The following is a 14955-nucleotide window of genomic DNA, read 5'->3' as shown; positions in this document are numbered from 1 at the left end:
TTTTTTAATCGAGCAACAACGCTTACCTTTTACAGCACCGCGACAATCGCTTCACACAGCGGGGCCATGTTTTCGAGCGTAATACCCGCGACGTTAATACGGCCTGAATTTACCGCATACACACCGAATTCATCACGCAAACGCAGCACCTGATCTTTCGTCAGGCCGCTGAATGAAAACATACCGTTCTGATTAATAATAAAGCTGAAGTCTTGCTGCGCGCCTTTTTCCTGCAATGTGCTGACAAATAACTGGCGCATGCGGTGGATACGCTGTCGCATATCGCTCAGTTCCTGCTCCCACAAGGTGCGCAGGGCATCATTACCCAGAATAGTCGCCACTACCGCTGCGCCGTGTGACGGCGGGTTGGAGTAGTTTGCGCGGATAACCGATTTCATCTGGCTGAACGCACGTTCTGCCGTTTCGGCATCGGCGGTCACCAGCGTACAGGCACCGACGCGCTCATTATATAACCCGAAGTTTTTCGAGTAAGAACTGGCGACCAGTAATTCTTTATGGTTTGCCACGAACAGACGCAGGCCAGCAGCATCTTCTTCAAGACCTTTTGCAAAGCCCTGATAAGCGAAATCAAACAGCGGTAACCAGCCTTTAGCCACTGACAGTTCTGCCAGCTGTGCCCATTGTTCTTCCGTCGGATCAATACCGGTCGGGTTATGGCAGCAACCGTGGAATAACACCACGTCGCCGGCAACGGCTTCGCTCAGACTTTTCAGCATGCCGTCGAAATCCAGACTATGACTGGCGGCGTCATAATAATTGTATTCTGCGACTTCGAGACCGGAAGCAGAGAACACGCCTTTGTGATTTGGCCAGCTCGGATTGCTTACCCATACACGTCTGGCGCTGGTTTGTGTCGCGATGAAATCAGCAGCGATGCGCAGGGCACCGGTACCGCCAGGCGTCTGGGCAGTACGTGCACGTTTATCAGCGATGACCGCGCTGTCTTTACCAAACAGCAGTTCCTGCGTGCAGCGGGCAAAATCAGGCAATCCGTCGATGCTCAGATAGGTTTTAGTGGTTTCATTTTCCAACAGGAATTGTTCGGCTTTCTTCACGCTGGCCAGAACCGGCGTTTTACCCGTTTCATCTTTATAAACACCAATCCCAAGATTGATTTTATTTGAGCGGTCATCAGCGCGGAAAAGATCGGAAAGACCCAGGATCGGGTCGGCAGGTGCTGCAGTGATTTTTTCAAACATGTTGGAAACGTCCATTAGCCTGATATGACGAAAGAGGGCATCAGGTTAACGCCAGCGTCCCCGTTTGCCAACCGTTTGCGGCAAAAAGAAAGCAGAGTTGTGAGAAGGCGTGGGAGATTAAAATATTTTATGAGGGAAGGCAGAAAAACGAAGGCGTCGAGGTTCAAAAATGCAAAAGGCAGAGCCGAAGCTCTGCCTTGATATCCCTTTGATACGCCCGTAAGCGAATCGTTAAGCGATATTAGAACTGGTAAACCAGACCCAGTGCGACGATATCGTCAGTTGCGATGCCGTTAGCTTTGGTGAAGTCATTTTCGTCCAGCAGGTTGATTTTGTAGTCAACATAGGTAGACATGTTTTTGTTGAAGTAGTAAGTCGCACCCACTTCAGCATATTTCACCAGATCCTGGTCGTCGCCGTAAGTGCTGTTCAGGCTCTTACCTTTAGACTGCAGGTACGCTACAGAAGGACGCAGACCGAAGTCGAACTGGTACTGTGCAACCACTTCGAAGTTCTGAGTTTTGTTAGCGAATTGCTGTAAACCATCACGGTTACCGTTGTCTGCGCCGTTACCCGCTTCAGTGTTACCGAACGGAGTCATGTTGTTGGTTTCTGCATACATTGCTGCCAGGTATACGCCGTTAGCGTCGTATTTAGCACCAACAGTCCAGACGTCAGCTTTGTCGCCGTTGCCATCAGCAGTCTGCGCATCAGTACGGTCAGAAGACGCGTATGCTGCACCCAGGTTTACGCCTGCGCCGATGTCATAAGTCGTGGAGATTGCATAGCCGTCGCCGTTTTGTTTAGACACGCCACGGTCGTCGTTCTCGTTTTTACCCTGATATTGCAGAGCAAAGTTCAGGCCATCAACCAGACCGAAGAAGTTGGTGTTACGGTAAGTTGCAACGCCGTTAGTACGACCAACCATGAAGTTATCAGTGTAGGTGTAGGTGTCGCCGCCGTATTCTGGCAGGTTATCGGTCCATGCTTCAACGTCATAGACGGCGCCGTAGTTACGACCGTAGTCGAAAGAACCCGCATCGCCAAATTTCAGACCAGCAAAGCCCAGACGGGTTTTGTTGCCTTCGTCGCCCATGCTTTCTGCGTGGTTAGCCTGAACGTTGTATTCCCACTGGCCGTAACCGGTCAGTTGGTCAGTAATCTGAGTTTCGCCTTTAAAGCCGAAACGAACGTAAGTCTGGTCACCGTCGTTGCCGGTGTCATCAGAGAAGTAATGCAGGCCGTCAACTTTACCGTACAAATCCAGTTTGTTGCCGTCTTTGTTATAAACTTCTGCCGCATTAGCTGCACCAGCAACTAACAGAGCAGGGATTACCACTGCAAGAATATTGCGCTTCATCATTATTATTACCCTCATTGGTTTTATTTGGACACCTGCCACTGCCGTAAATAATTCTTTGCGGAACTATTCATGAGAGTTTGGTGTCTCCTGTGTCTGAACGCACTATTCCATCCGTGGTGAGCTTAATCTACAGCGAAAATGCTACTAAATTACTAAATATGTTTCAGTTAGAAAAAATGTATTTCAAGATGTGTATTTTACGGAACTTTGTGACAGGGATCTATCTTTGAAAATGACTAAGGCCAGCAATGCTGGCCTTAGTTATGTAACTATTCTGTTAATTAAAAATAGTTTAATTAATTAGAAGGTTGCATTACGTGGTGTACGCGGGAACGGGATCACATCACGCACATTTTGAACACCGGTCACATAAGCGACTAAACGTTCAAAGCCCAGTCCGAAACCGGAGTGAGGCACAGTGCCGTAACGACGAAGATCGCGATACCACCAATAATCTTCTTTATTCAGACCCATTTCTTCCATCCGGATGTCCAGAACATCCAGACGTTCTTCACGCTGCGAGCCACCGATAATTTCGCCAATCCCCGGCGCCAGAACATCCATGGCCGCCACAGTTTTGCCGTCATCGTTAAGACGCATGTAGAAGGACTTGATATCTTTCGGGTAATTTTTCACCACGACCGGCGCTTTGAAATGCTGCTCTGCCAGATAGCGTTCGTGTTCAGAAGAAAGATCCACACCCCAGGAAACCGGGTTCTCAAATTTCTGGCCACAATTCATTAAGATTTCTACTGCTTCGGTGTAATCCACCTGCGCGAAATCAGAGGTTACAAAACGTTCAAGGCGGGCAACCGCATCTTTGTCTACGCGTTCAGCAAAGAAAGCCATGTCGTCTGCACGTTCGTTCAGCACTGCCTGGAAAACATATTTCAGCATGTTTTCTGCCAGTGAGGCGATATCGTCCAGTGTGGCAAAGGCCACTTCCGGTTCAACCATCCAGAACTCAGCCAGATGGCGGCTGGTGTTGGAGTTTTCTGCACGGAACGTCGGGCCGAAGGTGTAAACCTTAGACAGGGCACAGGCATAAGCCTCGCCGTTCAGCTGGCCGGATACGGTCAGGAAGGACTCTTTACCGAAGAAGTCTTCGCTGAAGTCGATCTCGCCTTTGTCCGTACGTGGCAGGTTCTGCAGATCCAGCGTGGAAACACGGAACATCTCACCCGCGCCTTCGGTATCGGAAGCAGTGATCAGGGGAGTCGATACCCAGAAGTAGCCGTTTTCGTTGTAAAAACGGTGGATCGCCTGAGACAGGGTGTTGCGCACACGGGCAACGGCACCGATCAGGTTGGTACGCGGGCGCAGGTGAGCTACTTCGCGCAGGTATTCGATGCTATGGCGTTTTGCCGCCATCGGGTAGGTATCAGGATCATCCACCCAGCCCACCACGTTAACGACGGTGGCCTGAAGTTCAAAACTCTGACCTTCGCCTGGCGACGCGACAACTTTCCCGGTGATTTCCACAGAACAGCCGGTCGTCAGACGCAGAACGTCCTCATTATAATTGGGCAGAGAATTATTGACGACGGCCTGTAATGGATTAAAGCAGGAGCCGTCATAAACGGCGACGAATGAGATACCAGCTTTAGAATCTCTCCGGGTACGTACCCAACCGCGTACGGTGACTTCACTGTCAACCGCAGCACGGCCTTGCAGTACGTCGACTACAGGCACAACGCTCATAGATTTCTCTCTTTCTTTATATATGTTGACTAAGAAATATTGGACACCCTGTAAATAGGGATTTTGCTATGTTACTTAGCCTTTCTCAGGACACAAGCAGAAATCGTCGTCAGCGGAGAAGAATTGTGGCGTAAATGGCGGGAGCACGGGGAAATATTGAGAGAGTGAATAAAAGCCGAGCAGAATTAGATCATAACTATATAAAGGAAAGAAAAAGCACACAGCGCGCCCGATTTCTCCGGCGCGCCGTGATGGCTCAGGAGGCTTTTTTGACCAGCGGCAGATCGAAGGCTTTGCGCAGCGCTTTGACAAAGGCTTTATCCTGACAAATCGTTTTGCCCGGACTGTCCGAAAGTTTCGCGACAGGTTTGCCATTACACTGCACCAGCTTGATCACAATATTCAGCGGTTTCACATCCGGAATATTACAGGTCAGGCGCGTACCGATACCAAATACCAGGTTCACCCGCTGATGGAAATGGCGATACAGATGCAGCGCTTTATCCAGATCCAGATTATCGGAGAACACCAGCGTTTTGGTCATCGGATCGATATCCAGCGCCTGATAATGAGCGATGGCTTTTTCACCCCATTCCACCGGATCCCCGGAGTCGTGGCGCAGTCCCTGATAGGCATTGGCGAATTTACTGCCGAAATCACGCAGGAACGCATCCATCGTAATGCAATCGGTGAGGGCTATTCCGAGCTGATCGGGATATTCATCCAGCCACGCTTGTAAGGCGGCGCGCTGACTGTTGGCCAGCACCGGGCTGATTTGCTGATGCGCCTGGAACCATTCATGAGCCTGAGTGCCGACCGGCGTCAGTTGCAGTTTATGTGCTAAGTCATAATTGCTGGTACCGACGAGATAAGGGAACTCATTCTTCAGCGTGCTGACGATGGCTTCCTGAACCGCACCGGAGAAACGACGGCGGGTGCCGAAATCCATCAGACGGAACGCAGAGAGATCAATATCTGAAGCCTGTTCCTTAAAGCGGGCGAGATTCCTGCGCAGCTGGTCAACCGCCATTTGCACGGTAGCCTGCGGCGAACGCTGGCGATGAACCACTTCACTGATAACTGCCAGCAACGGTACTTCCCACATAATCACTTCGCGCCACGGGCCTTCAATACGCACGTGTAAATGCCCGTTGCGATCAGAAACGGTGACATGCTCAGGGTTGTAGCGGAAAGTTTTCAGCCAGTTCAGGTAATCCTGCGTGAAGAATGGCAGGCCGGAAAGGTAGATGAACTCATCGTCCGTGAGCGCCAGGTGACTCATCATCTGGATTTGCTGACGGATTTCACTGACATATTCGCCCAGCAGTTCATCGCCACGGCAACGGAACTCGGCCACGACGCTGATGTTGCGATAGCGATGGTAGACCGCTTGCTGCATGTGAAGCTTGTAGGCATCGGTATCTAACAGCGAAGTCAAAATCGGGGAGGCGTATGGAGTCATAGCGCGTTTACAGCATCCTCGTCAGAAACTGAGTGTTTGAACACAAACAACCGTTCCGTAAAAAAAACGTTCTGGATAAAACAGCAAAGTCTGTGAAGTATACCGTATTATCCCGCTAAAGAACCCTCATCACATCATAATTGTCTGTGAATGGTCGAGGCTTAAATGTGCTTAAACGCAGGTAATTCAGGCAAACAGGCGAGTTTTCGGATTAAATAAAGCACAAATTGATTACATACATTTAATCAATCTGACAATTTGAAAGAAAAAAACGGGGCGATTAAACCCCGTTTTTTCCATGTTCAATTCGCTACGTTTGTTCACGATAGTAAACGATCAGATATTTTCCAGATTGATGCCCCGGGTTTTCGGTCCGAAAATACCGATCACCAGCATCACGATCAGCATGCTGACCACAATGAAGGCGATAACGCCCTGTGTCCCGGCGGCCTGCAAAATCAGGCCAATCAGGATGCTGCTGAACACCGTGGATAACCGGCTGAAGGAATAGCAAAAGCCCACGGCACGCGCACGAATATGCGTCGGAAACACTTCTGTCTGGTAAGCGTGATAACTGAACGTCAGCCAGGCATTGGAATACGTGATCAGGAAACCGCAAATCACCAGCATCACAGGGTTATTCTGCAAGGCGAACAGCGTGCCGAAAACCACGGTCATCAGCGATGAAAGCACGATTTGCCATTTATTCTCGATCTTATCGGCGTAGCGGCTGCAAATCAGCGATCCGAGCGGATAGGCGAGGGTAATAAAGAAGGCATACAGCAAACTGTGCGTCACCGTTGTGCCTTTGCCGGAAAGCAGGGCCGGTAGCCAGTTACCAAATCCAAAGAAACCAATGGCCTGGAAAAAGTTCATCACAGTCAGCATCAGGGTGCGCTGGCGATATTCAGGTGACCAGATCTCCCTGAATGTGCCTTTGCGCGGTAAATTCCCCGTATTTTCTTCTGCAACATAGGCCGGGCTGCGGGTCACGCCGCAGCGTTTTTCCATCGCCGTAACCACATGATGCGCGTCTTCATGCCGTCCTTGCTGTGCCAGCCAGCGGGCCGATTCAGGTAAATTTTTGCGTACAAACCAGATAATCAGCGAACACAGCGCCCCGGCAATCACCACATAACGCCATCCGGTCAGACCGAAGAAGGTTTGCGGCACCAGCCACCATGACATCAGCGCAACCGCAGGCACGGAAAGGAACTGTATAAAGAAGGCGAAGGCAAACGCACGACTGCGCAGATGGCTCGGTACCCATTCGGTCAGATAGGTATCTATTGTCACCAGTTCCAGTCCGAGGCCAATCCCGACCAGAAAACGGCACAAAATAATGCCTTCCGCGCTGTTCTGAAATGCCATCAGCAGAGAAAAACAGCCATACCACGCCAGGGCAAACATAAATGTCATGCGCCTTCCGAAGCGGTCTGCGTTGGGCGCCAGCAGGCTGGCCCCGAAAAAAAGACCCAAAAATGTGGAAGAAGCGAACGCCGCCTGATCGGATATACCGAAGACACCGGCGCTTCCGACATGAAATATGTTTTCTGCGATTAATCCTGAACTTATGTATCCCGTCTGGAAAAGATCATAAAGTTCGAAAAAGCCGCCGAGCGAGAGCAAAATGATGAATCGCCAGAGTCCGGCAGAGGGCGGGAGTGCATCAATGCGGGCGGATAATGTATTGTTATATATTGTTTTTTGTTCTGTTATTCCCGGTTCCGGGGCGCAGGTGTGACTCATTTTAGGGGTAGCCTCAGTGATTCGTCGTATTCATGATCATGCTAATGACTCCTGATCGGATTTAAATATTGAATTTATGTAATGAAGAAGAAAATAGAGCATAAAAAACTGCGCAAACCGGCCTGATGAAAAGTACAGTTTTATCGCTCAAATATGTGATGGGGATCTGATTGCGCGCTGAACGGGCAAAAACACCGTTTTGCAGAAATTTCTGTGTTTTGGTTGAAAGGTGCGCATATGCACTCACAAACCGGCAACAATCTGGGATTTCCTGATGCCTGTGTTAGAGTTTAGAGATACGTCATTACGATTAACAAAAACGTCAAAAGGTTTTTTATGACTCAATTGCCACAAGCCAAGTTCCGCCATGATTATCGTGCGCCGGACTACACCATCACGGATATTGACCTTAATTTCGAGCTTGATGCACAGAAGACCCTTGTGACTGCCATCAGCCAGATCAAGCGACAGGGTGCAGAAGGCGCACCGCTGGTGCTCAACGGTGAAGATCTGACGCTTATCAGCGTCAAAATTAACGGTCAGGACTGGCCGCAATATCAGGTCAAAGAAGGTGCGCTGGAAATTACCGGTCTGCCGGAAGCCTTTGAACTGGCGATTGTGAACGAAATCCATCCGGCCAAAAATACCGCGCTGGAAGGCCTGTATCTTTCCGGTGAAGCCTTATGTACGCAGTGTGAAGCCGAAGGTTTCCGCCACATTACCTATTATCTCGATCGTCCGGATGTGCTCGCACGTTTCACTACCCGCATCGTGGCCGATAAAGCCCGCTATCCGTACCTGCTCTCCAACGGTAACCGCATTGATCAGGGTGAGCTGGAAGGCGGCAAACACTGGATCAAATGGCAGGATCCGTTCCCGAAACCTTGCTACCTGTTTGCCCTGGTCGCCGGTGATTTCGACGTACTGCGCGATTCCTTTAAAACCCGCTCCGGCCGCGATGTGGCGCTGGAACTGTTCGTCGATCGCGGCAATCTGGACCGCGCCGGCTGGGCGATGGAATCCCTGAAACAATCCATGAAGTGGGACGAAACCCGTTTCAATCTGGAATACGATCTCGACATCTTCATGATCGTCGCCGTTGATTTCTTCAACATGGGTGCGATGGAAAATAAAGGCCTCAACGTCTTTAACTCCAAATACGTGCTGGCGAAAGCCGAAACCGCCACCGACAAAGATTACCTTGGTATTGAAGCGGTGATCGGCCACGAATATTTCCATAACTGGACCGGTAACCGTGTGACCTGCCGCGACTGGTTCCAGCTGAGCCTGAAAGAAGGGCTGACCGTTTTCCGTGACCAGGAATTCAGCTCCGATCTGGGATCGCGTTCGGTGAACCGTATCGATAACGTCCGTGTGATGCGTGGCGCGCAGTTCTCTGAAGATGCCAGCCCGATGGCGCACCCGATCCGTCCGGAAAAAGTCATTGAAATGAACAACTTCTACACCCTGACGGTGTATGAAAAGGGTTCAGAAGTTATCCGTATGCTGCATACATTGCTGGGCGAAGAGAAATTCCAGGCCGGGATGCAACTGTACTTTGAGCGTCATGACGGCAGCGCCGCCACCTGTGACGATTTCGTGCAGGCGATGGAAGATGCGTCCAACGTGGATCTGTCTCTGTTCCGCCGCTGGTACAGCCAGTCCGGTACGCCAATACTGACCGTGCGTGATGACTATGACGTGGAGAAACAGCAATACACCCTGACGGTCAGCCAGAAAACACCGGCAACGCCAGATCAGAGTGAGAAACTGCCTCTGCACATCCCGCTGGATATCGAACTCTATGATCCGCAGGGCGAAGTGATTGCGCTGAAACAAAACGGCCAGACGGTCAGCAATGTCCTGAACGTGACCGAAGCGGAACAGACGTTCGTCTTTGATGATGTCGAATACCCGCCGGTGCCTTCTTTATTACGTGAATTCTCCGCGCCAGTGAAACTCGATTACAAGTGGGGCGATCATCAGCTGACCTTCCTGATGAAATACGCCCGTAACGATTTCGCCCGCTGGGATGCGGCGCAAAGTCTGCTGGCGATTTACATCAAGCTGAACGTGGCACGTCATCAGCAGAAACAACCGCTTTCCCTGCCGCTGCATGTGGCGGATGCGTTCCGTGCGGTATTGCTGGATGAGAATATCGATCCGGCACTGGCGGCGCAGATCCTGACCCTGCCGTCTGATAATGAAATTGCTGAACTGTTCGAGATTATCGATCCGGAAGCAATCAGTGCAGTGCATGACGCGATTACCCGTTGTCTGGCGACTGAAATGGCCGATGAGTTCCTGGCGGTGTATAACGCCAACCGTCTGCCAGCGTATCGCGTGGTGCACGAAGATATCGGTAAACGTTCACTGCGTAACACCTGCCTGCATTATCTGGCCTTTGCCGATGTCACGCTGGCTGACCAGTTGGTGAAAGCGCAGTTCGAACAGGCTGATAACATGACCGATTCTCTGGCGGCGATGTCCGCTGCGGTCTCGGCGCAATTGCCATGCCGTGAATCGCTGATGGCGGCTTACGATGAACGCTGGCATCACGACGGTCTGGTCATGGATAAATGGTTTATCCAGCAGGCGACCAGCCCGGCAGCCGATGTGCTTGAGAAAGTCCGTTCACTGCTCAATCACCGTTCATTCAGCATGGGCAACCCGAACCGCGTCCGTTCGCTGATCGGTGCCTTTGCGTCGGCGAATCCTTCCGCTTTCCACGCGGCAGATGGCAGCGGTTATCAGTTCCTGACGGAAATGCTGACTGATCTCAACACCCGTAACCCGCAGGTGGCTGCGCGTATGATCGAGCCGCTGATCCGCCTGAAACGCTATGACCAGAACCGCCAGGCGCTGATGCGTCAGGCGCTGGAACAGCTGAAAGGGCTGGAAAATCTGTCCGGTGATTTGTTCGAGAAGATCAGCAAAGCGTTAGATGCGTAAGCGTAAATAGCAGAAAAGCAAAAGGGCGATGGAGACATCGCCCTTTTTTTGTCCGGTAACTTCTGATCAGTGCTGTGCGCGTTTCGCTTCCTGCACGCTGGTCTGTGACGCTTGCGGCGTCAGCACCCGTTCCAGCACTTCCGCTTCCAGTTCCGCCAGTCTTGCCGAACCTTTGCGACGCGGGCGCGGCAAATCCACCGTTAAATCCATGCCAATCTGACCCTGATCGATCAGGATCACCCGGTCAGCCACCGTCACCGCCTCACTGACATCGTGCGTCACCAGCAATACGGTAAAATCATGTTGCTGCCATAAACGCTCGATCAGGCTCTGCATTTCGATACGCGTCAGGGCATCCAGTGCGCCCAGAGGTTCGTCCAGCAGCAGCAGACGGGGGCGGTGGATCAGTGCACGCGCCAGCGCCACCCGTTGTTTCTGTCCGCCGGATAAGGCTGACGGCCAGTCGTCGGCGCGATCCGCCAGCCCGACTTCTTCCAGCGCGGCCAGCGCGGCTTCACGCCATTTGCCTTTTAAGCCTAAGCCGACGTTATCAATTACTTTTTTCCACGGCAGCAGACGGTCATCCTGAAACATCAGCCGCGTATCTTCACGCACCTGACTCAGGGGTGCGCTGGCGCTGAGCAGTTCGCCCTGTGTGGTTTTTTCCAGACCGGCCAGCAAACGCAGCAGGGTACTTTTGCCACAGCCGCTGCGCCCGACCACCGCCACAAACTGACCGGGTGGAATGCGCAGATTGATATCGTTCAGCACGGCGCGGTTGCCGTATTTTTTGGTGATACCGGACAAGGTTACCGGCGTGCCTTGCGGGATACGTGCGGGTGCGCTCATGCGGCGTCTCCTTGTTTTTTCTGATAAGCAGGGTGCCAGCGCAGCCAGACACTTTCCAGCAGGCGGGCAAGGACATCGGCGAGTTTGCCCAGAATGGCGTACAGCACGATAGCGACCACCACCACGTCAGTCTGTAAAAACTCGCGGGCGTTCATTGCCAGATAACCGATGCCGGAGTTGGCAGAAATGGTTTCGGCCACGATCAGCGTCAGCCACATAAATCCAAGCGCAAAGCGCACGCCGACCATAATCGACGGCAATGCGCCGGGCAGCACCACCTGAATAAACAGCGGGAAGCCGGACAAGCCATAACTGCGTGACATCTCCAGCAGGCCACGGTCGATATTGCGGATCCCGTGATAGGTATTGAGATAAATCGGGAACAGCGTCCCCAGCGCCACAAGGAAAATCTTGGCGGATTCGTCAATACCGAACCACAGGATCACCAGCGGGATCAGCGCCAGATGTGGAATATTGCGCAGCATTTGCAGGGAGCTGTCGAGCAACCGTTCGCCCCAGCGTGACAGCCCGGTAATAAAGCCGAGCAGTAAACCGAGGCTGCCGCCAATCGCGAAACCAATCAGTGCGCGGAAGGTGCTGATTTTCAGGTTTTGCCAGAGGTCGCCGCTTTTCGCCAGTGTCCAGAACGCTTCGACTACCGCGCTTGGCGCAGGCAGAATGCGGTTGGATAACCAGCCTGCTTCGACGGCCAGTTGCCAGCCGCCGATTAACACCACCGGCACCACCCACGGCGCAGCACGATTCAGCCAGCGTTGTGTCGTTGTCATTTCTGCTCTCCTCAGTGCTGACTGGCGGCGCGTTTAGTCGCAAAATCATGCGCGACCAGTTCACCGCGTGGCAAAATCGCTTTTTTCACCGTGTTGTCGTCTTCCGGTTTTGCCAGATCCAGATGCGGGAACAACAGTTCGCTGACGCGGTACGCTTCTTCCAGATGCGGATAGCCGGAGAAAATAAAGGTGTCGATGCCCAGATCGGCATATTCCTGCATACGCGCAGCCACGGTCGGACCATCGCCCACCAGCGCCGTGCCGGCACCGGTACGCACCAGACCGATCCCCGCCCAGAGATTCGGGCTGATTTCCAGTTTGTTACGGTCTCCGCCGTGCAACGCTGCCATGCGGTGCTGGCCGACGGAATCGGTTTTGGCAAACGCCGCCTGCGCCCGCTGGATAGTTTCTTCATCCACGTTGGCGATCAGCTTGTCGGCGGCGCGCCAGGCTTCTTCATTGGTTTCACGCACAATCACGTGCAGACGGATGCCGAAACGCACGGTGCGGCCTTTCGCCGCCGCTTTGGCCCGGACCTGTTCAATTTTCTCTTTCACCAGCGCCGGTGGCTCGCCCCAGGTCAGATAGAGTTCAACCTGCTCAGCGGCCAGATCCTGCGCTTCGTCGGAGGATCCGCCAAAATACAGCGGCGGGCGCGGGTACTGCACCGGCGGGTGCATCAGGCTCGCCCCTTTCACCTGAATGTGTTTGCCTGCGTAATCCACCGTTTCGCCTTCCAGCACGCGACGCCAGATGCGGGTAAATTCTGCCGAGGCTTCGTAACGTTCTTTATGATTGAGGTGCAAACCCTCTGCGGCCAGTTCTGCCGGATCGCCGCCGGTCACCAGATTGAACAGGGCGCGGCCACCGGACAACCGGTCAAGCGTCGCCGCCTGACGTGCGGCCAGGGTCGGAGAAATTATTCCCGGGCGCAATGCCACCAGAAACTTCAGCCGCCGGGTGACGGAAATCAGCGACGCCGCCACCAGCCATGAGTCTTCGCACGAACGGCCGGTCGGCAACAGCACGCCGCCGAAACCTAAACGGTCCGCTGCCTGCGCAATCTGCTGAAGATAGCCGTGGTCAACCACGCGTGCGCCTTCGTCAGTGCCTAAATAGCGGCCATCGCCGTGGGTAGGTAAAAACCAGAAAACGTTCAGACTCATTGTTTTGTTCCTCTCAAAGTGTGCGATTCGTTACCGCTCGGCGGCGGCTAAGTGGGTGTTCAGTTCGCTTGTACGGTGGGTTTCCAGATGCGGTCTTTGATTTCAACCGGCTTCGGTAAAATATGGTTCTGATAGAACAGGTCGGCGGTTTGCTGCTGGCGCTTTTCCGTTTCGCTGCTGACCGGCGTGATCGGCATGTCCGGCAGATGGTCCAGATAAGACGCCACGACTTTGTCAGGCAGCCCCATCGACTGGGAAAGCAGTCTGATGCTTTGCTCACGGTCGGTTTTGGTCAGCGCATTCGCCTGCGTCAAGACTTCCAGAACCTGACTGATAAACTGAGGATTCGCTTCGGTATATTTCTTCGGCGCAAGGTAGAAAGAGCCGGTCTGATGCAGCGTTGAACCGTCCGTTAATACCCGGACGTCCCCCTGAACCTGTGCGGCAGAATAGTACGGATCCCAGATGGCCCAGGCGTCCACGTCATGCTGCTGGAAGGCGGCGCGTGCATCGGCAGGCGTCAGATACACCGGCTGAATGTCGCTGAATTTCAGGCCCGCCTGTTGCAGGGCACGAAGCAATAAGTTGTGCGAGCTGGAGCCTTTCTGGAAAGCGACTTTATGGCCCTTAAGATCTGCTACCGTTTTGATCGGGCTGTTGCTGTCGACCAGAATCACTTCTGCTTTTGGTTTCGGAGGCTCGGAGCCGATGTACAGCAAGTCAGCGCCCGCGGCCTGCGCGAACAATGGCGGTAAATCGCCGGTGCCGCCCAGATCAATGCTGCCGACGTTCAGCGCTTCAAGAATTTGGGGTCCGGCCGGGAATTCGACCCAGCTGATTTTGGTGTCCGGGAAGCGTTTTTCCAGCAACTGGTGTGATTTCGCCAGTACCAGTCCGACAGATCCTTTCTGATACGCGATGCGTAACTGCGCAGGATCCTTTTCCTGTGCGGTGGCCGTGCCACTGAGGATCAGGCTGGTCAGCAGGCCAGCCACAAGCGGGATCCGGCGGAGTAAAGAGAAAGAAGCAGGCATCATTAATTCCTTTTAACGTCAGACGCGCAGGGCTTGCGCAGAAAGGGAAGCGACAGACGGCAGTGCCGGGCGACGGCGGCTCAGCGCCAGATAAAAGTTTTCCAGAGATTCAGTCAGGCGCTCTTCCAGGGCGGGCGCGAGTTTTGCCGGGAACGTCTGGTAATCGGTGATCAGGCTGTCATCGGCGAAAACGCCCTGTAACACTTCCTGCGCTTTCAGCGAGGCCAGAACCGGTTTGAGGGCGTAATCCACCGCCAGCATATGGCCGATCGATCCGGCGGTGGCCAGCGGCAACACCACCTTATGATCCAGTGCGCGTTCCGGCAGTAAATCGAGCAGGGTTTTCAGTGCGCCGGAAAAAGAGGCTTTATATACCGGTGTGGCGACAATCAGCCCGTCCGCACTCGCCAGCTCGGCATTCAGCTGCTTTAACTGCGGGCTGCCGAAATTGGCGAACAGCAGGTCATCAGCAGAAAAATCCTGAATATTGTAGGTAAAAACTTCAACGCCCCGGCTCGCCAGCCACTGATGACTCAGCGCCAGCAGGGAAGAGGATCGGGAAGGTTGTCGCGGGCTGCCTGCCAGTGTCACTACACGCATTTGCTTATTCCTTATAACAATCTGTTATAGAACTATCATTTTTCTTAACGAAGTGAAGTAAACCTAGCAGG

At 53.0% G+C, this 14955-nt stretch carries 11 protein-coding genes; 1 reads left to right on the top strand and 10 read right to left on the bottom strand.

Annotated features, from left to right (window positions below; genetic code table 11):
• Positions 1-29 precede the first annotated feature (29 nt).
• The 5 genes from EYY67_RS13405 to EYY67_RS13385 form a co-directional block, all read right to left on the bottom strand.
• The gene (locus EYY67_RS13405; protein ID WP_131693718.1) at positions 30-1220 is read right to left on the bottom strand and encodes an amino acid aminotransferase; all 1191 of its coding nucleotides are present in this window, start codon (positions 1218-1220) and stop codon (positions 30-32) included.
• Positions 1221-1461: 241 nt separating this feature from the next.
• On the bottom strand, positions 1462-2583 hold the full coding sequence (gene ompC, locus EYY67_RS13400) for a porin OmpC (protein WP_278248211.1): 1122 nt from the start codon (positions 2581-2583) through the stop codon (positions 1462-1464).
• 300 nt (positions 2584-2883) lie between these two features.
• A complete protein-coding gene (asnS, locus tag EYY67_RS13395; RefSeq protein WP_095922595.1) occupies positions 2884-4284 on the bottom strand; it encodes an asparagine--tRNA ligase in 1401 nt (466 codons plus the stop codon).
• A gap of 256 nt (positions 4285-4540) precedes the next feature.
• Positions 4541-5746, bottom strand: coding sequence for a nicotinate phosphoribosyltransferase (gene pncB, locus EYY67_RS13390; RefSeq protein WP_095922594.1), 1206 nt, complete (start codon positions 5744-5746; stop codon positions 4541-4543).
• A gap of 336 nt (positions 5747-6082) precedes the next feature.
• On the bottom strand, positions 6083-7495 hold the full coding sequence (locus EYY67_RS13385; protein ID WP_095922593.1) for an MFS transporter: 1413 nt from the start codon (positions 7493-7495) through the stop codon (positions 6083-6085).
• A 336-nt stretch (positions 7496-7831) separates the two neighbouring features.
• Between EYY67_RS13385 and pepN the strand changes: the two genes are divergently transcribed.
• Positions 7832-10447, top strand: coding sequence for an aminopeptidase N (pepN, locus tag EYY67_RS13380; RefSeq protein ID WP_119822229.1), 2616 nt, complete (start codon positions 7832-7834; stop codon positions 10445-10447).
• A gap of 66 nt (positions 10448-10513) precedes the next feature.
• Here pepN and ssuB read toward each other — a convergent pair whose 3' ends face one another.
• Genes ssuB through ssuE form a run of 5 tightly spaced genes read right to left on the bottom strand, consistent with a single transcriptional unit; the run spans position 10514 to position 14884 of the window.
• Positions 10514-11296 (bottom strand): aliphatic sulfonates ABC transporter ATP-binding protein, encoded by a 783-nt coding sequence (gene ssuB / locus EYY67_RS13375; RefSeq protein WP_131693717.1) that lies wholly within the window; start codon positions 11294-11296, stop codon positions 10514-10516.
• A complete protein-coding gene (gene ssuC, locus EYY67_RS13370; protein WP_095922590.1) occupies positions 11293-12084 on the bottom strand; it encodes an aliphatic sulfonate ABC transporter permease SsuC in 792 nt (263 codons plus the stop codon). The genes ssuB and ssuC overlap by 4 nt, the downstream gene beginning before the upstream one ends.
• Positions 12085-12095: 11 nt before the next feature.
• Positions 12096-13250 (bottom strand): FMNH2-dependent alkanesulfonate monooxygenase, encoded by a 1155-nt coding sequence (ssuD, locus tag EYY67_RS13365; RefSeq protein ID WP_095922589.1) that lies wholly within the window; start codon positions 13248-13250, stop codon positions 12096-12098.
• 59 nt (positions 13251-13309) lie between these two features.
• Positions 13310-14284: a sulfonate ABC transporter substrate-binding protein gene (locus tag EYY67_RS13360; RefSeq protein WP_131693735.1), complete on the bottom strand. Its 975-nt coding sequence runs from the start codon at positions 14282-14284 to the stop codon at positions 13310-13312.
• 18 nt (positions 14285-14302) lie between these two features.
• Positions 14303-14884, bottom strand: coding sequence for an NADPH-dependent FMN reductase (ssuE, locus tag EYY67_RS13355; protein WP_095922587.1), 582 nt, complete (start codon positions 14882-14884; stop codon positions 14303-14305).
• Between the last annotated feature and the right edge of the window lie 71 nt (positions 14885-14955).

This window comes from Rahnella victoriana (assembly GCF_004330295.1).
Taxonomy (GTDB): Bacteria; Pseudomonadota; Gammaproteobacteria; order Enterobacterales; family Enterobacteriaceae; genus Rahnella; species Rahnella victoriana.
Note: the sequence above shows the minus strand (reverse complement) of the source record. Positions and strands in the feature narration are given on the sequence as shown.

Bases quoted from the DNA above. Each gene is read 5' to 3' on its own strand.
- EYY67_RS13360 (WP_131693735.1), bottom strand. From the start codon at position 14,284: ATGCCTGCTTCTTTCTCTTTACTCCGCCGGATCCCGCTTGTGGCTGGC.
- EYY67_RS13405 (WP_131693718.1), bottom strand. From the start codon at position 1,220: ATGTTTGAAAAAATCACTGCAGCACCTGCCGACCCGATCCTGGGTCTT.
- ssuD (WP_095922589.1), bottom strand. From the start codon at position 13,250: ATGAGTCTGAACGTTTTCTGGTTTTTACCTACCCACGGCGATGGCCGC.
- ssuC (WP_095922590.1), bottom strand. From the start codon at position 12,084: ATGACAACGACACAACGCTGGCTGAATCGTGCTGCGCCGTGGGTGGTG.
- EYY67_RS13385 (WP_095922593.1), bottom strand. From the start codon at position 7,495: ATGAGTCACACCTGCGCCCCGGAACCGGGAATAACAGAACAAAAAACA.
- pepN (WP_119822229.1), top strand. From the start codon at position 7,832: ATGACTCAATTGCCACAAGCCAAGTTCCGCCATGATTATCGTGCGCCG.
- ssuB (WP_131693717.1), bottom strand. From the start codon at position 11,296: ATGAGCGCACCCGCACGTATCCCGCAAGGCACGCCGGTAACCTTGTCC.
- ssuE (WP_095922587.1), bottom strand. From the start codon at position 14,884: ATGCGTGTAGTGACACTGGCAGGCAGCCCGCGACAACCTTCCCGATCC.
- pncB (WP_095922594.1), bottom strand. From the start codon at position 5,746: ATGACTCCATACGCCTCCCCGATTTTGACTTCGCTGTTAGATACCGAT.
- ompC (WP_278248211.1), bottom strand. From the start codon at position 2,583: ATGATGAAGCGCAATATTCTTGCAGTGGTAATCCCTGCTCTGTTAGTT.
- asnS (WP_095922595.1), bottom strand. From the start codon at position 4,284: ATGAGCGTTGTGCCTGTAGTCGACGTACTGCAAGGCCGTGCTGCGGTT.